This window comes from Alkalilimnicola ehrlichii (assembly GCF_003399765.1).
Classification (GTDB): Bacteria; Pseudomonadota; Gammaproteobacteria; order Nitrococcales; family AK92; genus AK92.
In genome coordinates, this window is the sequence record NZ_NFZV01000028.1 from 35,404 (window position 1) to 53,860 (window position 18,457).

At 60.0% G+C, this 18,457-nt stretch carries 17 protein-coding genes and 2 pseudogenes; 10 read left to right on the plus strand and 9 right to left on the minus strand.

Annotated elements, in window-relative coordinates; all coding sequences use genetic code 11:
* The first annotated feature begins 40 nt into the window (after nucleotides 1-40).
* On the plus strand, nucleotides 41-442 hold the full coding sequence (locus tag CAI21_RS19190) for a DUF1294 domain-containing protein (protein WP_116303778.1): 402 nt from the start codon (nucleotides 41-43) through the stop codon (nucleotides 440-442).
* Here the strand turns inward: CAI21_RS19190 and CAI21_RS19195 are convergent.
* The gene (locus CAI21_RS19195) at nucleotides 435-2,066 is read right to left on the minus strand and encodes a methyl-accepting chemotaxis protein (RefSeq protein WP_116303779.1); all 1,632 of its coding nucleotides are present in this window, start codon (nucleotides 2,064-2,066) and stop codon (nucleotides 435-437) included. The two genes, CAI21_RS19190 and CAI21_RS19195, sit on opposite strands and share 8 nt — an antisense overlap.
* A 254-nt stretch (nucleotides 2,067-2,320) precedes the next feature.
* Between CAI21_RS19195 and CAI21_RS19200 the strand changes: the two genes are divergently transcribed.
* From CAI21_RS19200 to CAI21_RS19210, 3 genes are all read left to right on the plus strand, one after another.
* A complete protein-coding gene (locus CAI21_RS19200) occupies nucleotides 2,321-2,692 on the plus strand; it encodes a PadR family transcriptional regulator (RefSeq protein WP_220348866.1) in 372 nt (123 codons plus the stop codon).
* Nucleotides 2,693-2,815: 123 nt separating this feature from the next.
* Nucleotides 2,816-3,568 (plus strand): arsenical resistance protein ArsH, encoded by a 753-nt coding sequence (gene arsH / locus CAI21_RS19205; RefSeq protein WP_116303780.1) that lies wholly within the window; start codon nucleotides 2,816-2,818, stop codon nucleotides 3,566-3,568.
* A gap of 164 nt (nucleotides 3,569-3,732) precedes the next feature.
* The gene (locus CAI21_RS19210) at nucleotides 3,733-5,400 is read left to right on the plus strand and encodes a tetratricopeptide repeat protein (RefSeq protein WP_181919540.1); all 1,668 of its coding nucleotides are present in this window, start codon (nucleotides 3,733-3,735) and stop codon (nucleotides 5,398-5,400) included.
* Nucleotides 5,401-5,402: 2 nt separating this feature from the next.
* On the opposite strand, the gene CAI21_RS19215 is transcribed toward CAI21_RS19210, so the two are convergent.
* A complete protein-coding gene (locus tag CAI21_RS19215; protein WP_116303781.1) occupies nucleotides 5,403-5,891 on the minus strand; it encodes a winged helix-turn-helix transcriptional regulator in 489 nt (162 codons plus the stop codon).
* 153 nt (nucleotides 5,892-6,044) lie between these two features.
* On the opposite strand from CAI21_RS19215, the gene CAI21_RS19220 reads away from it, so the two are divergent.
* From CAI21_RS19220 to bluB, 4 genes are all read left to right on the plus strand, one after another.
* Complete coding sequence (locus CAI21_RS19220) at nucleotides 6,045-6,779, plus strand: SDR family oxidoreductase (RefSeq protein WP_116303782.1); 735 nt, start codon at nucleotides 6,045-6,047, stop codon at nucleotides 6,777-6,779.
* A gap of 22 nt (nucleotides 6,780-6,801) precedes the next feature.
* Nucleotides 6,802-7,479 carry a 2-hydroxychromene-2-carboxylate isomerase gene (locus CAI21_RS19225; protein ID WP_220348868.1) on the plus strand — a complete coding sequence of 226 codons (678 nt, stop codon included), beginning with the start codon at nucleotides 6,802-6,804 and terminating at the stop codon, nucleotides 7,477-7,479.
* Between the two features lie 269 nt (nucleotides 7,480-7,748).
* A complete protein-coding gene (locus CAI21_RS19230; protein ID WP_116303783.1) occupies nucleotides 7,749-10,028 on the plus strand; it encodes an IgaA/UmoB family intracellular growth attenuator in 2,280 nt (759 codons plus the stop codon).
* A gap of 85 nt (nucleotides 10,029-10,113) precedes the next feature.
* Nucleotides 10,114-10,836, plus strand: a complete 723-nt coding sequence (bluB, locus tag CAI21_RS19235; protein WP_116303784.1) for a 5,6-dimethylbenzimidazole synthase — start codon at nucleotides 10,114-10,116, stop codon at nucleotides 10,834-10,836.
* Between the two features lie 68 nt (nucleotides 10,837-10,904).
* Here the strand turns inward: bluB and glpK are convergent, their stop codons facing one another.
* From glpK to CAI21_RS26300, 6 genes and pseudogenes are all read right to left on the minus strand, one after another.
* Nucleotides 10,905-12,407, minus strand: coding sequence for a glycerol kinase GlpK (gene glpK, locus CAI21_RS19240; RefSeq protein ID WP_116303785.1), 1,503 nt, complete (start codon nucleotides 12,405-12,407; stop codon nucleotides 10,905-10,907).
* A 111-nt stretch (nucleotides 12,408-12,518) separates the two neighbouring features.
* Complete coding sequence (locus tag CAI21_RS19245; RefSeq protein ID WP_116303786.1) at nucleotides 12,519-13,361, minus strand: MIP/aquaporin family protein; 843 nt, start codon at nucleotides 13,359-13,361, stop codon at nucleotides 12,519-12,521.
* A gap of 46 nt (nucleotides 13,362-13,407) precedes the next feature.
* Nucleotides 13,408-13,803, minus strand: coding sequence for a glycerol-3-phosphate dehydrogenase C-terminal domain-containing protein (locus CAI21_RS25285; RefSeq protein WP_258868230.1), 396 nt, complete (start codon nucleotides 13,801-13,803; stop codon nucleotides 13,408-13,410).
* A gap of 95 nt (nucleotides 13,804-13,898) precedes the next feature.
* Nucleotides 13,899-15,257, minus strand: a pseudogene (gene glpD / locus CAI21_RS19250) (glycerol-3-phosphate dehydrogenase); the annotation flags it as partial.
* Entirely contained in the window at nucleotides 15,169-15,504 is a 336-nt protein-coding gene (locus CAI21_RS26295; RefSeq protein WP_472974028.1) for a hypothetical protein, read from the minus strand. The gene CAI21_RS26295 and the pseudogene glpD, both read right to left, overlap by 89 nt.
* 62 nt (nucleotides 15,505-15,566) lie before the next feature.
* A pseudogene (locus tag CAI21_RS26300) lies at nucleotides 15,567-16,007 on the minus strand (DeoR/GlpR family DNA-binding transcription regulator); the annotation flags it as partial.
* Between the two features lie 309 nt (nucleotides 16,008-16,316).
* Between CAI21_RS26300 and CAI21_RS19260 the strand changes: the two are divergent.
* Nucleotides 16,317-16,913 (plus strand): flavin reductase family protein, encoded by a 597-nt coding sequence (locus CAI21_RS19260; RefSeq protein WP_116303787.1) that lies wholly within the window; start codon nucleotides 16,317-16,319, stop codon nucleotides 16,911-16,913.
* A 9-nt stretch (nucleotides 16,914-16,922) separates the two neighbouring features.
* Here the strand turns inward: CAI21_RS19260 and CAI21_RS19265 are convergent, their stop codons facing one another.
* Nucleotides 16,923-17,594: a helix-turn-helix transcriptional regulator gene (locus CAI21_RS19265; RefSeq protein ID WP_116303788.1), complete on the minus strand. Its 672-nt coding sequence runs from the start codon at nucleotides 17,592-17,594 to the stop codon at nucleotides 16,923-16,925.
* A gap of 118 nt (nucleotides 17,595-17,712) precedes the next feature.
* Between CAI21_RS19265 and CAI21_RS19270 the strand changes: the two genes are divergently transcribed.
* The gene (locus CAI21_RS19270) at nucleotides 17,713-18,291 is read left to right on the plus strand and encodes a superoxide dismutase (protein ID WP_116303789.1); all 579 of its coding nucleotides are present in this window, start codon (nucleotides 17,713-17,715) and stop codon (nucleotides 18,289-18,291) included.
* The last annotated feature ends 166 nt before the right edge of the window (nucleotides 18,292-18,457 follow it).

The window sequence follows — 18,457 nt, forward strand, 5'->3', positions numbered from 1 at the left end:
GGTGGGTAATCAGGTAACCTCTTGGGAGGAAGGTAAATACATGCCTAAGCAAAAGCGGGCGCCACGGTCCGGCCGCTCCGTTACCGTGCGACGCTCGAAAGGGTTGGGCCTGCGCTGTGCGATTGTGGCCGCTTTCTTTGCCTCGTTGGTGGCGCTAAGTGCGGTCGGGCTTGTGCCGCCGGCGCTTATCGGTGTCTATTTCGCGATGAGTATCGTTTCGCTGGCTATGTACGGCCTCGACAAAGCCGCGGCAGAGCAGGGGCGCTGGCGCACTGCGGAGGCAAAGCTTCATCTTGTGGCGGTGGCCGGCGGCTGGCCGGGCGCCTTGCTGGCACAGCGGATGTTCCGCCATAAGACAAGAAAACGGTCGTTTCAGACCGTCTTCTGGTGCGCGGTCATCGGCAACTGTGCAGCGTTTGTTTGGCTCCTATCCGCTAGCTAATCTTAAAGCGGCTCACCAGCTGACTGAGTTGCTCGGCGAGCCCCGCCAGTTCCTCGCTGGAACGCGACGTTTGGCCGGCGCCCTCGGCGCTGCGTTCGGCTACGTCGTTGATTGCAATTATATTGCGATCCATTTCTGCGGCTACCGCGCCTTGTTCTTCCGACGCGCTGGCTATGTGCGTGCTCATCTCCTTGATGGTGCTAACGGCGCGGGTGATGGCGGATAGTGCCTTATAGGCGTGCTCTGCCTGGTCGACCGTTTCTCGAGCGCGATCGCGACCGGCCGCCATTGCTTCAACGGTTTTCTTGGTCCCCGTTTGCAGGCGTTCGATCATGTCGTTGATCTCCTGCGTCGATTCCTGGGTACGCTGCGCAAGTGCCCGCACTTCGTCGGCTACGACGGCAAAACCCCGCCCTTGGTCGCCGGCCCTGGCGGCTTCGATGGCGGCATTCAGCGCCAGCAAATTGGTTTGGTCGGCAACGCCATGAATGACGCTAAGCACCGTGCCGATGTCGCTGCTGTCTTGCTCCAAGCGCTGTATAGCTTCGGCGGCCTTTTCGACCTCTTCGGCCAGGACGGTAATGCCGTCTACCGTTGCTTCGACGACCCGCCGGCCATCTTGTGCTTCTCGGTCCGCTTCTTCCGCGGCCTGGGCGGCATCGGCCGTGTTACGAGCAACCTCCTGCACGGTGGTGCTTAGCTGGTTCATGGCAGCCGCGGCTTGGCTCGTCTCGCGCTGCTGAATGCTCATGCCCTCGCTGGTTTGCTCCGAGACGGTGGCCATTTCTTCCGCTGCCGACGCCATTTGCGCGACCGCGCTACCTATCTCGCTCAGCATTCCCCCAAGCTTTGTCTGTAGTTGTTCCGCACTCTCTGCGATCTGGCCTAGCTCGTCATGGGTCGTCCGCGCTACCGGTTGCGAGAAATCGCCGCCGGCGAGCCGGCGCAGATCGCCGACTAAGGCCTGGGTAGGGCGGAGAATGCTTCGCTGTACCATCGTAATGAAGACGAAGAACCCGACGGTTACGGCAAGGGCAACAAAGAGGATGCTCTGCATGCTGGCGCGACCGGCGCGCGCGGTTGCTGCCGCCGAATCGTGCGCTATCTGGTCGGCAATCGTCTGCTCGATCGGAAACAGGATGCCGCTGAGTTCCTCGTGCTGCTCGGCCAGGACTTGATAGCCGACGTGGGCGCGATAGCCGCTTTGGCGGAAGGCTTCGAGGGCCGCGCGATAGCCTTCGCGAAGTTCCGTGTGTCCGCTCGCGAACGTTTCAAGCTGTACGCGTAGCTGCGGATCCTCCAGCCCTTGGGTAGCGTCCGCTAGGGCGTTGCGGACGGCTTCGTGCTCGTTTTGCAAGCGGCGCCAGGCGGTTGCTAGTCCTGTCTCGTCTTCGGCGGTTATGAGTAGGACGTTCCAGGCCGCAAGCTGAGCGTTGAAGCTGTCGTCAAGGTCGGCAATCAGGCTAAGGGTGTGTAAGTCCCTGTCAACCAACTGGCCGTAATGATTCAGGCTGCCGCGCAGTTCTAGAAACCCGAATGCTACGGCTACTAAAACTAGGGCCGTTCCTCCGCCCGTGATGAGTAGTAATTTGTTGCGGATACTGGAGCTGATGATATGGAACATGGCGCGGCGACCTCGGAGTCGAGTGTGAGCGTGGTCTCTCTTCTAAGGTCGGCCGGTTGTGGAGAAATATTAACCGGGTTTTGGGAGGCGGGCGTTTATCGCCGCCGTGATACCGCTCGCTTGCGCCGTTGCGGCAGGTTCTATCGCGGTGAGCATGGCCTTTGTAGTAGGGGCGAGCCTTAACGTTTGACGCCTCGACCATCGAGGCGTATACTTTCGATGTTACCATTACGTTTTGTAAGCTGAATGGCATAATGGCTCGACGAATACCGGATTACAGCGATCCTGCCTATTGGCGCGGCACCATCAAGATGTCGCTCTCTAAGTTTTTTGTGCTTAGCGTGTTGCACCGAAAGCCCATGCACGGTTACGAGGTGGTGAAGGCCGTCGAGACGACCACCAAAGGCTGTTGCAGCCCTTCGGAAGGTACGGTTTACCCCGTTCTTAATGAGTTTGAAGCGGGAGGGTATTTGGTGTCTTCGATGGAGGTCGTGCAAGGGCGGGAGCGCAAGGTCTACGCCGTCACGGATAAAGGCCGCCACGCCTTTCAGATCGCTGTGGATGCCTGGTTGGAGGCGACGGACTGCATCCTCGCCAGTAAGGCTGCCGCTCAGGCGCAGCGTTAAGGTCACGACGGCGAGAGAGTGGCCTTATTTTTCGTCTTTATGCATCGATCATCGAGGCATCGGTGGGGGATGCTTTTCAGTTCTCGCTGTATTTCATTGTCACCTTGAGAAGAGGGTATTGCTATGAGGATTCGCCTGCTTTCCGACCCCGATGATTTGCCTGCGTTGGATACGCGTTTTGCGACTAAGCGTCCGGCGGCGGAACTAATGGACCCGGTTGGCCATCCGCCGAGGATTCTGCTGCTGTACGGCTCGTTACGCGAGCGTTCTTACTCGCGGCTGGCGGTTGAAGAGGCGGCCCGCCTGTTGCGCTACTTCGGTGCCGAGCCGCGTATTTTCGATCCCAGCGATCTGCCCTTGCCCGATCAGGTAAAGGGGGACGATCATCCCGCCGTACAGGAGCTGCGGCAGCTTGCGCTGTGGTCCGAAGGGCAAGTCTGGTGCAGTCCCGAACGCCACGGACAGATTACGGGGGTGATGAAAACGCAAATCGATCATCTGCCGCTGAATATGGGCGGTATTCGTCCGACTCAGGGTAGGACGTTGGCGGTGATGCAGGTCTGCGGAGGTTCGCAGTCGTTCAATGCCGTCAATACGTTACGGTTGTTAGGGCGATGGATGCGCATGGTTACGATTCCGAACCAGTCCAGTGTGCCGAAGGCGTTTCAGGAATTCGACGCCGGCGGGCGGATGCGCCCCTCGTCGTTCTATGAGCGAATCGTCGATGTGATGGAGGAACTGGTACGTTTTACCGTCCTTTTACGCCCGCACACGGCGAGGTTGACCGACCGCTATTCCGAACGTAAGGAAACTGCCGGTCCGGCCGTGGACGCGGCGAACGATCTGTCGGCCATTGCCACGACCCCAGGCCGCTAACGTGGACGACATCTCGCAACGCGGTGCGGTTGGTAACCGCATCGCCTCAATCCCAACGCGTTGAAGTTGTGGGGCAGGGCTGTGGCGGTTCTATGGCTGCGGCTTGGCTTGCAGAGCGTTAGATAAACCCTATCTCGCGGGACTATAGCGAGGGAGGTAGGGCTATGAATGGCGGTTATGCAGCGAAGCTAACGGGTGCCGTCCGGGCAACCGGCAGATCTATGCAGCGGCGGGCGATTAGAGTTGGCCTCGCCCTTGCGGTAGCGGTGATGCCGGTTGCGCTTGTGGCGCAAGAAGGAGGCGACGAGGGAAACAGTATCGGCACGGTGGATTTCGGCGTCGACTGCCAGGAGGCGGTGCAGGAGGATTTCGATCGGGCTTTGGCACTGTTGCATCATATGATGTATTCGGAGGCGCAAGAGGCTTTCGCGTCGATTGCCGAGGCGGACCCGAATTGCGGCATGGCCTATTGGGGTGTTGCGAGCACGTTATTTCAGCCCTTATGGCCGACTCGACCGAGCGAAGCGGAGCTGGAACAGGGGCTTAGCGCCGTCGAGACGGCGGAAGGTCTGGTGCAGGACGAGCGGGAGCGCAATTTGGTTGCCGCCACCAAAGCGTTCTTCGAGCACCCGGAAGACGACGATTACTGGGCTCGCCTCGAACGCTGGGCCGATGGCATGGAAAACGCTTACCAAGCCAATCCGGACGACCTGGATACGGCGGCTTTGTATGGCCTAGCGTTGGTTACCGTCGCGCCGAGGGCGGACGATCGGCATGCGCTGCACGATGAGGCCGAAGCTATTCTGCGGGCGGTTTTCGAGGAGGAGCCGACGCACCCCGGCGCTATTCACTACAGCATTCATTCCACCGATGTCGACGGCCGCGCCGAAAATGCGTTGGATATGGTGGAAGTTTATGGCGCTATTGCCCCTAATGTAGCGCACGCGCTGCATATGCCTTCGCATATTTACGTACGCTTGGGGGATTGGCCCGAGGTGATCGATTGGAACCGCCGCTCGGCCGACGCCGCATTGCGCGAGCCCGTCGACGGTGCAGCCTCGCATCATTATATTCACGCGCTGGACTACCTCCTCTACGCTTACTTGCAACGGGGCGAGGACGCGCAGGCGTGGATGCTGTTCGAGGAAGTGTTGGCGGTAGAGAGGCACCAGCCGACTTTTATTAGTGCCTTTCATGCGGCGGCTATGCCGGCGCGCTTTACCGTGGAGCGACGGCGGTGGGAAGAGGCGGCCATGCTGCCGCCGCGGACTCCCGAGTACCTGCCTTGGGAAGAAGCGCAGTGGGCGGAAGGCTTGACGTGGTATGCGCGCGGTTTAGGCGGCGTTCACATCGGCGATATCGACCGTGCGGAGGAGGCCGCGCAAAGGCTTGAGGCCTTGCGGGACGATGCGTTGGCCGCCGGCGAGGAAGGGTTTGCAACCTATATCGAGATTGACCGCCGCATCCTGGCAGGCTGGTTGGCGCGTACGGCCGGTCGTTATGAAGAAGCCGTCGCCTCGATGCGCTCTGCTGTCGAGCTGGAGGCCAGCGTGGAGAAAGACCCGACCACCCCAGGGGCCTTGTTGCCTCCCAATGAGGCTTTGGGCGATCTCTTGATGGATTTGGGGCGCCCCAATGAGGCGTTGGAGGCTTATCGGGCTGCCGAGGAGGTTTGGCCGGGTCGTTATAACACTCTGCTGGGGGCCGCTCGTGCCGCCGTTGCCGTTGGCGACGAGGAGGCGGCACGAACCTACTACCGCGGACTGTTGGAGATTGCCCCTGAGTCGACGCGCCTTGGCGCGAACGAAGCCAGAGCGTTTCTCGAACGCTGAGGTTAGCGGTCGATCGCCTTTTTCGGCGGCAGCAGTTGGCCTGTCCAAGCTGGCGATTCCTCGACCTCCACATCGTGCGGGTGCAGTTCTTCTCCGCATTCGGCGCAAGTGAGTATGCCGCGCGTATAAGCGCCGCATGCCCGGTGCCGGTGCCGAATGGGCGGCCCGGCTTCGTCCGCCATGTGGCGATCTCCCCAGTGTACGAGCGACAGGATGACCGGATACAGGTCTCGCCCTTTCTCGGTTAGGCGATATTCCTCGCGCCGCGGCCGTTCTTGGTACGGTCGTTTCTCCAGAACGCCGGCGTTGACGAGTTTTTTCAGGCGGTCGGCCAAAACATGACGGGTGACGCCCAGCCGCGCTTCGAAATCGTCAAAGCGCCGGACGCCCAGAAAACAGTCGCGAAGAACGATCAGCGTCCACCGATCGCCGACCACGGATAGCGTTCGCGATAGCGAGCATGGCTCTTGATCCAGGTTTTCCCAACGCATGACGACTCCTATTGGCTAGACCTTTCGCTTGCCCGGCGCGCTGAACTGGCAACTCTATGCGTGAAGGCGTCCTAAACCAGTATAGCTTGACAGGTTCTGAAACAGAACTGTACTTTGACAGGTAAGTTCCGAAACAGAACCTAGGGGTTTGCTATGAGTCCAGCGGTCTTGGTGATAGGGGCGGGCGATGCCACCGGCAGCGCAATTGCTAAGCGTTTTGCGCGGGAGGGTTATGTCGCCTGCGTAGCGCGGCGAAACGAAGCCAAGCTTGCGCCGTTAGTGACGGCGATAGAGGGCGAAGGCGGGCAGGCGCGGGCATTCGGCTGCGATGCGCGGCAGGAAGATCAGGTGGTCGATACGGTGCAGACCATCGAGCAAGAGGTCGGGCCGATCGAGGTGGTGGTTTTCAACATCGGCGCGAACGTTTACTTCCCCCTGCTCGAAACCACGGCGAGGGTGTATCGCAAGGTCTGGGAAATGGCGGCCTATGCGGGCTTTCTGACCGGGCGGGAAGCCGCCCGAGTGATGCTGCCCCGGCAACGGGGGACGATTATTTTTACCGGCGCCACCGCCGGCGTCCGCGGCCGTGCCGGCTTTTCGGCGTTTTCGGGGGCGAAGCATGCGTTGCGCTCCTTGGCCGAGAGTATGGCTCGCGAGCTTGGGCCGCAGGGTATTCACGTAGCGCACCCGATCGTGGACGGCGCCATCGATACCGATTTTATTCGCGAAAACTTTCCCGAACGTTACGCCACGAAAGCGCAGGCTGGAATCGTTAACCCGGATCATATCGCCGACGTGTATTGGCAGCTGCATACCCAACCGCGCGACTGCTGGACGTTTGAGCTAGATCTACGGCCGTGGAGCGAGAGCGTTTTCGGCATCCGCTAAAACCAACGACGGAGTTTGGACGATGACTAAACAAATAGCGTTTTTCTTCGATGTCGGCAGCCCCGCGAGCTATCTGGCATGGACGCAGCTACCCGCTATTGCGGAGGCAGCGGGCGCCGAGATTGTCTGGAAACCGATGCTTCTCGGCGGCGTTTTTAAAGCTACCGGCAATCGGTCGCCGGCGGAAGTGGCGGCAAAGAGTCGCTATACCCGGCAGGACTTTAGCCGTTATGCGGAGCGTTACGGGGTACCGTTTCAGCACAACCCCTACTTTCCCATCAATACCCTGTTGCTGATGCGCGGTGCGGAAGCGTTTCGCGAAACGCCGCAGTTTCAACCCTATCTGCGTGCCGTTTTCGAGGCGATTTGGGTTGAGCCACGCAATCTTAACGAGCCTGAAGAACTCGCGCAGGTGTTGGCCCAGGCCGGTTTCGACCCCGCGCAGGTGTTGGCGCGGGCGCAGGCGCCGGAGGTTAAGGCGCGGTTGAAGGTAACGACTGAGGAGGCTGTCGCGCGCGGCGTGTTTGGGGCGCCGACGTTTTTGTCGGCGATGATATGTGGTTCGGCCAGGATCGCTTGGATTGGGTCGCGGCGGCGTTACGCAAACGCTGACTGTTGCTTCACCCTCAGGCGTCTGGCCTCGGTTTGTCGGATTATCTGTGATAAATTTCCGCCCGATTGCAATGCTTCGTTAAATTAAGATAGAAGAAACGGGTAATAAAAACGCTTAGCCTGGTCGACCCGAAGGGGGCATTGACGCGCTTTTGTCGCGACGCGAGGCAGTCGCTCCCCCTTAGCTACGTTTACCTTTGCGCCGCAAACTATCTTTACTAACGCTTAGGGGGCGGCTCGGTAGCCGGTGTGTTACCGATTAGCCGGATTGGGGGGCGATGGGCACGCGGGTCGTGGCGCGTATGGCCGCGAAGACGTAACGACGCTGCGTGCCCATCGGGTAATACGAGTCCGTTTATGTTTTCCATTCAGCTGCTTATTTCTATTCTCGTTCTGATCTTTTCGATAATAAGCGCCATCGTTTACTACTCTCAGCGCGCCGATACGAAAGCCGCTTTACAGCGCCTGCGGGAGCGCGCGCGGCCGATCCGCTCGCTCAAGCTTGACGAGCGGGCACCGGTCGAGCAGTTTCAAGTCGATCCGCACAAACGTACTCGAAGGGTCGAACGGCTCGGCGAGTCGGTGTACCGGATCGAAGGGGCGTTTGCCCGCCATGGTATCTCGGTGAGCGGCGCCGAAACGGTGCACGACACCATCGGCGGCGTCGAGGTGGTGTTGCCTTACGATGCCGCGACGTTTCTTGAGGCTCATAACGTCGCCGAGGTGGTGCTCACGCCTAAGTTCGCCATTGTGCTGCGGCTTAACGATGCGTTCGATATTCGCGACGGCTATACGCGGACCGAAGCGGAACGCGAGCAAAAGGAGCAGTGGGAAAAAGGCGCAGCGGGCGAATTGCCTGAGCTTGAAACGCCGGTCGGCAGCGCTACGGAACAGGAGCAGGCCGCCAATCTGGGGGCTGCCCATATTATGGGGCGTCGGGATGAGACGGCGCCGGAAGCTGCTACACGCCGGCAGTTAGATAGCTGCTGGTTCGCCGCCTTGGCGGCGGTAGCGGCATTCGGCTTGCTGTTGGTTGCGGCGAATGGGAGCTATGCCTGGCTGTGGTTATTGGCAAGTGCGGCGCTGTTTGCCCTCGGCCATTGGCTTTTTTGGCGCTGGCGTTTGCCGATGCGGTTGCAACCGGTGAACCGGGTCCGCGGCCACGTCGTCCGAGTGGAATGGCGTAATCCGCATAGCCAATATAAGCAGGTGCAGCTCTATGCCGGGGCTAACTTGCCGATTAATGTGCCCAAACATTGGCAGCCTTGGATCAAGGGCAGTGGCGACTCGACGATCGATTTCGACGTGCGCGTTAAAGACCGGATGCTGCTGCGCTATGGCGATGCCTTTTCCCTCGCTGACGAGACGACGCGCTTTCCCCGCGTTAAGTGGGGAGGGCACTTACTGCTTGCGTTGATCGGGGCGGGGATGCTGGCGACGGCTTGGGTTACGAATGACCGGATCGAGCTTGATCTGGCCCATGTCCGTGCCGCCTTTTCGATGAGCGGTCCGCAGCTGTTGACCGATGTCGACGCGGTCAGAGCGCAGCCGCCGGCCCTGGGCAGCCTGGTGAATGTGCAGGCCGAAGTGCGTTGCCGGCTTCCCGAGGCTGAGGGTTACGCGCTGGCGCCGGTGGACTGCCGGCGCGCGGCGTGGGGGAGTTCGGCGCCCGAAGTGGCCGAGGTGGCGCTCGACCAAAGCCTTATCGGGCTATACGACGGCGAGTTGGTGAAGGCCGAGCGGGATCGTGCGTTGGAGAATAATATTCAGATACAGCACCGCCTGGCCGAGCTTGCTGCCGCGGTCGGTCAACCTCGCCACGCTCCCCCAATGCGGTCGTACGAGGTTCGTCGGCTTTGGAACGTGAGTGAGTTGATTCTAGCCATCGACGAGGCGTGCCTAGATAAGGGGCAGGAATCCGCTGCTGTCTGCCGCCAGTTGAAGGATACGTTTCGGTCTGGGGTGGAGCTGTCGAGTATACCGACTTCTCGCGGCTGGGGTAGTACGGTGGACGCCGCCCGTAGCGGGGAGTTTAGGCGCTACGGCAATAATGCCGTGACCAGCGCGAGGACTGCGCAGCGTCTTACTTCCGGTGCCAGAGAGCTTGCCGAGATGCGGATCTATGCGCAGTATGAGATGCCGTTGCGCGCGGCGATGCGCAGCCAACGAGACGGGGTGGTGTTGTTTCTGTCCGAGGCGGAGGCGGAGAAGCTGCGGCGCGCAGTGCCTCGCCCTTATGCCAATGCGATCTTCCCGAGCGGAGAGGCGCCTGTCGAGCGGCCGGCGCGGTGGCAGACGCGATCGCAAGCTCGATGGGCAACCCCATATCAACAACAATGGGCCGCCTATCAAACGCTAGCGACCGATGCCGGGGTGTGGTCGTTGCAGCTGACAGGTATGGTAACGGGTGCCTACTTCGACGAAAACGACGCGTTGGTTATCGAGATCGCGGAGGATCGCACGCGGGGGACGGTTTTCTCGTCGGTGGCGCGTTTGACGGCGCTATTGGTGGGGTTGCTGATACTGTTGATATACGGCACCTATTGCGTGATAAACGTGTATCGGGCGACTCAGCGTAAGCAGGCGCTCAAGGACTATTACACGGAGCGGTTGGGCCAGCCTCCGGCGTCCGCTTGAGGAGGCCTCGTCGGAGCGGTTAGCCATAGCGCGAGACCTGCCAAGCGGTGAGGGTACATAACAAGGGGCGGAACGAGTCGTTACGATGAGTACATCTGATAATCGGTTTTCTGCTTCCGAGCGGCATGGGCTTTATCGTGCTATTCGCGAGCGGCGGGATGTGCGTTCGCAATTTCTGCCGGATCCTATTCCGCCCGCTGTGTTGGCAAGGCTGCTACAGGCCGCGCACCATGCGCCTTCGGTTGGCTTTATGCAGCCCTGGGATTTTGTGGTGATCGAGAGTCGCGAGGTTAGGGAGGCCGTGCGGGCGATTTTCGAACGCGAGAACGAGAAGGCGGCGGAACGCTTTAGCGGCGATAAGGGCGTGCTTTACCGCCGACTTAAGCTCGAAGGTATTCTGGAAAGTCCCGTTAATCTTTGCATTACGTGCGATCGCAGCCGTGGCGGGCCGCATGTTTTGGGGCGTAACACGATTTTGGAAACCGATCTGTTCAGCGTTTGCTTAGCGGTTCAGAACCTCTGGCTTGCCGCTCGGGCCGAAGGTGTCGGCGTCGGCTGGGTGAGCATTCTCGATCAAGGAGAGCTGGCCAAGACCTTGCAACTGCCGCAAGAGGTGTATCCGGTCGCCTATTTGTGCCTTGGCTATGTGAGCGAGTTTCTATCTCGGCCGGAGCTTGAAGCGAAAGGTTGGCGCGCGCGGCTTCCGTTACATGAGCTTGTACACAGGGACGTATGGGGGCAGCCCTTGGAGGCGGGGCCGTTAGAGACGGCGATACGCGATAAAGGCGCATTCGATAAGCCGTCGTAAGCCGCTTGCGAAGGCCGGCGGTCGCAGTGCGAGATACCCCGCCTCCGACCGCCGACTTGCCTGCTGGTTTACTCGTCGTCCTTTTCCCAGTGCATGGTGCGTTTGACGGCCTTCTTCCAGCCTTTGTAGCGCTGTGCGCGCAGCGCCGGGTCCATGTTAGGTTCGAAGGTACGTTCTAACGCGCATTTTCCAACCACATCGTTCTTGTTCCACATCCCTACCGCAATACCGGCTAAGTAAGCCGCGCCCAACGCGGTGCTCTCGGTAATCGTGGGCCGTTCGACGTTAACGCCCAACATGTCGGCTTGAAATTGCATCATCACGTTATTAACGACAGCGCCGCCGTCCACTCGCAGGGTCTTGAGCGTAATGCCGGAGTCCGCCTGCATGGCGTCGATAACGTCTTTGGTCTGGTAGGCGAGCGAATCGAGCGTTGCGCGGGTGATGTGCTCTTTGCGCGTTCCGCGAGTGAGGCCGAAAATGGCGCCGCGCGAGTACATATCCCAATAGGGGGCGCCGAGCCCGGCGAAGGCGGGCACCACATAGACACCGCCGGAGTCTTCGACTTTGCCGGCGTAGTATTCGGAGTCTTCCGCCGAATCGATCAGCTTGAGTTCGTCGCGCAGCCACTGAACCGCAGCGCCGGCAATAAAGATTGCGCCCTCAAGGGCATATTCGACGCGGCCGTCTATTCCCCAGGCGATGGTGGTCAACAGGCCCGATTTTGACGGTACCGGGGCTTCGCCGGTGTTCATGAGTAGAAAGCAGCCGGTGCCGTAAGTATTTTTCACCATGCCTTGTTCGAAACAGGTCTGGCCGAAGAGGGCGGCTTGCTGATCGCCCGCGATCCCGGCGATGGGGATTTCGGCACCGCCGAACATTTCGGTGGCGGTGGTTCCGTAGACTTCGCTGGAGGGGCGGACCTCGGGGAGTAGCGAGCGGGGAATGCCTAGCTCGTCGAGCATGCGCTCGTCCCACTCCAAGGTGCGGATGTTATACAGCATTGTGCGCGAGGCGTTGCTGTAATCGGTGACGTGGCGTGCGCCGCGGGTAAGATTCCACACCAGCCAGGCGTCCATGGTGCCGAATAGCAGTTCGCCGCGCTCGGCGCGCTCGCGTACGCCGGGCACGTTGTCCAGCAGCCAGCGTATTTTGGTGCCCGAGAAGTAAGCGTCCGCCACTAAGCCGGTGGTTTCGCGGATGACCGGTTCTAGCCCTCGTTCTTTGAGCTCGTCGCATATCGGCGCCGTGCGGCGGTCCTGCCAGACGATGGCGTTATGGACGGGTTTACCCGTTTCGCGATCCCAGATCAGGGTGGTTTCGCGTTGGTTGGTAATGCCGATGGCGGCCACCGCTGCTGGTTTAATGCCATGCGTTTCCAGCACTTCGCGCGCCACGCCCATCTGCGCGCCCCAGATTTCCATGGCGTCGTGTTCCACCCAGCCGGGCTGCGGGAAGTATTGGGCGAACTCTTTTTGCGCGATGCCTACGATGTTTGCGTCGCGGTCGAATAGGATCGCGCGGCAGCTCGTCGTGCCCTGGTCGAGGGCCATGATGTACTGCTTGTCCATAATGTCACTCCTCCGGTTCCTTGATTCTTATCCAGCAGGCGGTCTCGATCCGGCTAAGGCGGTCGTCGATGGTTAGGTCGCTTGCCGGAGCTGTTGGTACGCAATGGGTTGTCAGGAACCCGTCTCCCGTTTTTCCAGGGCGTCTTCCCCGGCGCTGACCGCGGGAGCGTGTTGCAGCCCCGTATAGGCCGCCAGAATGCATAAGGCGAGCACTGCGAGCGCAATGCCCATGGCCATAAGGCTGCCCTCGCCGAAAACAAAGGTGTAAAACAGGCCGCCACTCACACCGCCGATCAGCGGCCCAACGACGGGAATCCAGGCGTACTGCCAGTTGGATTCGCCCTTGCCGGCGATGGGAAGCACGTAATGCGCTATGCGCGGCCCCAGGTCGCGGGCAGGGTTGATAGCATAGCCGGTGGGTCCGCCGAGCGACAGGCCGATAGCGAAGACGAGCAGGCCGACGATCAACGGGTTAAGGCCTTCGGTGAAGTCGTTCGCACCGATAAACAAAATGCTTAGTACGAGGATGAAGGTACCAATGATTTCCGCGAATAAATTGCCCGGCGTATGCGGAATGGCAGGGTCGGTGCTGAATACGCCGAGTTTGGCGCCGGCGTCCTGCGTTGCCGCCCAATGCGGATAGTAGGCTAAGAAGACGATACAGGCGCCGATGAACGCGCCGATTACCTGAGCGGTGATATAGGCCGGCACATCGGCCCAGGGAAATTCGCCGATGGCGGCAAGTCCCACCGTTACTGCGGGGTTGATATGAGCGCCGCTGATATCGCCGACGGCGTAGATGGCCAGCGTGACTGCCATCCCCCAACCCGCTGTAATCACAATCCAGCCGCTGTCCTGCGCTTTCGAATGATTAAGTAGCACGCCGGCGACAACGCCGCCGCCGAAGACGATCAGGATCATCGTCCCGATGATCTCGCCGATGAAAGGTGTCATTGAGTTGTCTCCTCCTTGTTGTTTTGTGCCCCGGGCTGACAGCTTGTTATTGTCTCGACGGGGTGTACTTGCCTTCATTGATGGAATAAACGGCGGCCGTTACGGCAACCGGCCTCGCGCGGTTCGCGAACCAGGCATTAATTGCCTGCCTGGTGGCATCGGAGACGTGCAGGCCCATGCGCGAACGGCGCCAGAGGACATCGTCCGCGGTGCGAGCCCACTCGTACCGAAATAGATAATCCAGCTCGGCGGCGTAGATGTCGTCGCCGAGGTTTTCGCCGAGTGCTGCCAATGAGCGGGCGTTTCCCACCAAAGCCTGAATGCGCGTGCCGTAGTTGCGGGCGTAACGCCACAGCAGGCCGGACGGCAGGAAGGGGTAGTCGTGCGCGAGCGTGGTGAGCCAGCTCGCGAAGTCGGCGTTGGGGAGGTCGCCGCCGGGCAGCGTGGTGTTAGCCGTCCAGGGGGGGCGTCGATCGCCAGCGGTTCGGCCAGTTGCGCCAGGGCGTCTTCCGCTAAGGTTCGGTAGGTCGTGATTTTACCGCCGAATACTGACAGTAACGGCGCTTGCCCCGTTACTGCATCGAGGTCGAGCACGTAGTCGCGCGTTACCGCCGATGCGTTGGCTGCGTGGTCGTCGTAGAGCGGGCGTACGCCCGAATAGCTCCAAACGACGTCGGCTGGCGTTATTCGGCGTTGGAAGTAGCGGGCGACGGTGTCGCACAGATAGGCCGTTTCCTCGTCCGAGATGCGAATGCCCCGCGGGTCGCCGACGAAGGGCTCGTCGGTGGTGCCGATCAGGGTGTAATCGTGTTCGTAGGGAATCGCGAAGACGACGCGGCCATCCGGGTTTTGCAGGAGATAGGCGTGATCGTGCTCGAACAGCCGTGGAACGACCAGGTGGCTTCCCTTAACGAGTCGTACCTGTTTGTCTGTTTGCCGACCATGCCTGCCGTCGACGGATTCCAGGAAACAACTGACCCAGGGGCCGGTGGCATTAACTAGCCCGCGGGCGACAACGGTGCGGTTGTGGCCGCTGATCTCGTCGTGCAGCTTAACGGACCAGGTGTTGCCTTGTCGGGTCGCGCCGATGCAAGCGGTGCGCGGGCAAATCTCGGCACCGCGCTCGGCGGCGTCCAGTGCGTTGAGAACGACGAGCCGAGAGTCTTGTACCCAGCAGTCCGAATAGATATAGGCATCGGTAAAGTCTGGCCGGAGCGGGCTCCCGGCGGGGTGCTGGCCGAGATTCACCGCGCGCGAAGGCGGCAGCTTGCCGCGACCGCCCAGGTGGTCGTAGAGAAACAGCCCAGTACGAATCATCCAGCGGGGCCGCAAATCGCGGGTGTGCGGCATGACGAAGCGCATCGGCCAGATGATGTGCGGTGCGGCATGCAGTAATACCTCGCGTTCCTTAAGCGCTTTGCGCACCAGGCTGAACTCGTAGTATTCGAGGTAGCGGAGTCCGCCGTGGATGAGTTTGGTGCTGGCGGAGGAGGTGTGTGCTGCTAGGTCGTCGCGCTCGCAGAGCAGTACTCGTAGCCCGCGCCCGGCTGCATCGCGTGCGATGCCGGCGCCGTTTATGCCGCCGCCGACGACGACCAGATCGTAAAGGTCATTTTGTTTCGTCATGGCTGGTGTTCGTTTGTGTTCGGTGTGTTGTTCATACGAACATAGCATGGGTGATGTGAATTTCAAGGCGAAAATTTTCGTTAGCGATCGAAAAAGCGGTGGCGGGGAAGTTTCGTCAACCGGGGCAGTAGGCCTAATCGATGTTCGCGGTGAGGAGGGGAGCCCTGAGAGTGGGGGGCGTTTAAGCGTCGGCGACCACGACGCGTACGCCGCCTTCTTCCAAATGCGCCCGCCATTCTTCCGGCGGCCGGCGATCGGTAAACAAGGCATCGACCTGCCGCAAATGGCCGAGTTCTACCATCGCGCTGCGGCCGAACTTGCTATGGTCGGCGGCGAGCCAGAAGTGGCGGGCCTGAGACATGATGGTTTGGACGACCCGTACTTCCTGGTAGTCGAAGTCCAGCAAGGTGCCGTCGATATCGATACCGGATATCCCAGTGATACCGTAGTCGACTCGAAACTGTCGCATGAAGTCGATGGTGGCTTCTCCGGTAATCCCGCGATCGCGTGGGCGCACCACGCGCCGGCGAGGATGATCTCGAATGTAGGGTTGTTGGTGAGGATGGTTGCTACGTTTAGGTTGTTGGTGATGATGCGCAAGCCTTCGTGCCGAAGCAATGCCTGCGCGATCTCTTCGTTCGTTGTGCCGAGGGTAATGACCAGCGATGCGCGATCCGGAATTTCGGCCGCCATGGCCTTGGCAATGCGCCGCTTGGCTTCCAACTGCATGACTTTCCGCGCCCGGTAGGCCACATTCTCCACGCTTGAGGGGAGGCCAGCGCCGCCGTGGTGACGCCGCAGTAGGCCGAGGGCGCAGAGTTGGTTGATGTCGCGGCGGATGGTCTGTGGCGTTACGTCGAAGGCCTCGGCCAGTTGATCGATTGCGACAAAGCCGTCCGCGCGGACCCGTTCCATGATTTGCTCTTGTCGCGGCGTAAGATCGTCCATTGCACCCTCGAAAGCTTGTTCGCTTTGTTTTCGCTTATTTTCGTTTTCAGGAAAACAAGATATAGCAGTCATTATAATCAGGCAATCCGATGGTTCGGGATGATGGATGACGCCGCTCGCTAAGAGCAACGGCCACTGACGACGAGCTGCCCGAGCCGTATTATCGGCTATTCTTCTAAACTGGCGGTCGGCGAAGCGCAGCGCTTATATTCCGGGGTGTCGCCGAGGTGATCGCGCTTCGGTTAGTGTGATCTGATGCCGCTATTCCGGACGGAGGATTGTTCTCGGTTTCCTAATCGGATTATCCTCTCACGCTTTCTTCGTAGCGAACCGGACGAAGCGCTCCTCTAGCGAGCGTTTCGGCCAGGAGTCGAGTTGATTATGGCGTTTAAGTTTCCCTTTCGTGGCGGTTCTCGCGCCGTCAACGGCGCGACCTATAGCGATAAGGGAGTGCCTCGGGCTCGCTTGCCGGTGATGGACGAGGCCGGCGGGGCGAGCGTTGAGCAGGTAGAGTTTATCGAGGCGATGGCGCGTTGGACGTCGTCGATCTGGATCGTGACGGCCGAAGAGGGCGGTGTGCGATACGGTCGTACGGTTACCGCCATGATGCCTTTGGCACCGCAGCCGCCGACGCTGCTGGTGTCGATCATGCGCGATGCCTTGCTGGCCGAAGTGATTGAGCGAACGGAAGGGTTTTCCTTGTCGATGTTGGCGGCAGGCCAAGCGGAAGTGGCCGATGCCTTTGCGGGTAAAGTGCCGCCTCCGCAGCGTTTCGAGCGGGGCGACTGGACGCAATGGCCATCCGGCCGGCCGCGGTTGGGGCAGGCCAGCGTTGCATTGGATTGTCGCCTATCGGGCGTGATCGATACCGAAAGCCATTTGGTCTTTAGCGGTACGATAACGTGCACCGCATTGACGGAAGATTACGCGCCGCTATTGTGGGGTGCGCGTTCCTACAGGCAGGTGTCGGACGATTAATCGCCTACCCTAGTCTTTCTGTTGCTTGGGTTCGATGCGATAAGTGCAGCGGCGTTCCCCGGCCAGTATGTGTTCGGTACGGCTGACCTGTACTTCGCTCCCGAGCACTGCACGAAATACATTTAGCTCGGCGCTGCAAAAGCCTTTACAGGCTTTTGCAGCAGCGCAAATGGGGCAGTGGTTTTCGATGAAGAGAAGACTGCCGTCCTCGCTCTCCCGCCATTCAGCCATATAACCTTCGCGAGCACGCAGTTCGGCCAGGCGTGCAACGCGCTCCCGCAGGCTATTCAAGCCTTTGAGTTCCGCCCGGTAAGTGGCGAGCGTTTCTTGTTCGCGAGCATTGACTAAACGCTCGAGAGCGCTTGCGCCAAGCGTTTCGCGCACGGAGTCGATCAGTTGCACCGTTAATTCCGCATGGGCATCCGGAAAGCGTTGGTGACCGGCGTCAGTCAGCCGCCATACAGCCGTCGGTCGGCCCACGCCTTGGCGCTCTGGGCGAGCTTCCACCAAGCCCTCGGCCGCCAGTTTGATAAGCTGTTGGCGGGCGTTTTCGCTGCTGCTGCCTATATGCCGACCCAACTCGGAGGCAGATTGCGCTCCGCGGGTTTTCAGCAACGTTAGCAAACGGTCGCCGACGGGTCGGGAAGGCGGCGCCGTGTTTTCAAAGCCCTTGCTTGGCATATTCCTCATCGGGTAAATTAACGAAGTGTATACTTGGAAAATACAGTCGAGCTGATACGCTTGCAAGTGCAAGCGGTTTGCAGATTGTATTCAACCGCGAGATAAAGGAGTAGAACAAATGGCTTTTGAACTTCCTGCACTGCCGTACGAGAAGAACGCGTTGGAGCCGTACATCTCCGCAGAAACGCTCGAATACCATCACGGTAAGCACCACCAGGCTTATGTGACCAAGCTCAACGAGCTGACCGAAGGTACGGCCGACGCTGAAAAGTCGCTGGAAGAAATCGTCAAGAGCGCTTCCGGCGGCTTGTTCAACCAAGCCGCTCAGGTTTGGAACCACACTTTCTACTGGAACTGCCTGTCCCCGAACGGCGGCGGCGAGCCTGCCGGTGCGTTGGCCGAAGCCATCAATGCCAAATTCGGTTCCTTCGCCAAGTTCAAAGAAGCGTTCAACGCTAAGGCTGTCGGCAACTTCGGTTCCGGTTGGACGTGGTTGGTCAAAACCGACGATGGCGGTGTCGACATCGTAAATACCGACGATGCGGACAGCCCGATCGCGCACGGCCAGACCCCGCTGCTGACCATCGACGTTTGGGAGCATGCCTACTACATCGATTATCGCAATGCGCGGCCGAAGTATCTGGAAAACGTTTGGAACATCGTTAACTGGGACTTCGTCGCGAAGAACTTCGGCTAATCGCCGCGCGCGATGCGCGTTTAGCGAAAAGGCTCCGTTGATTGGTAATGCCCGTTCACTTTAGCAAGTGGACGGCATTTTTATTTGGTTCATCTCGGCTTGGCGGGATGGTTGTTTGGTTGGGGTGGTGGTTTGGGTGTTGGTGGTTTGGTGCGCTGCGCACCAA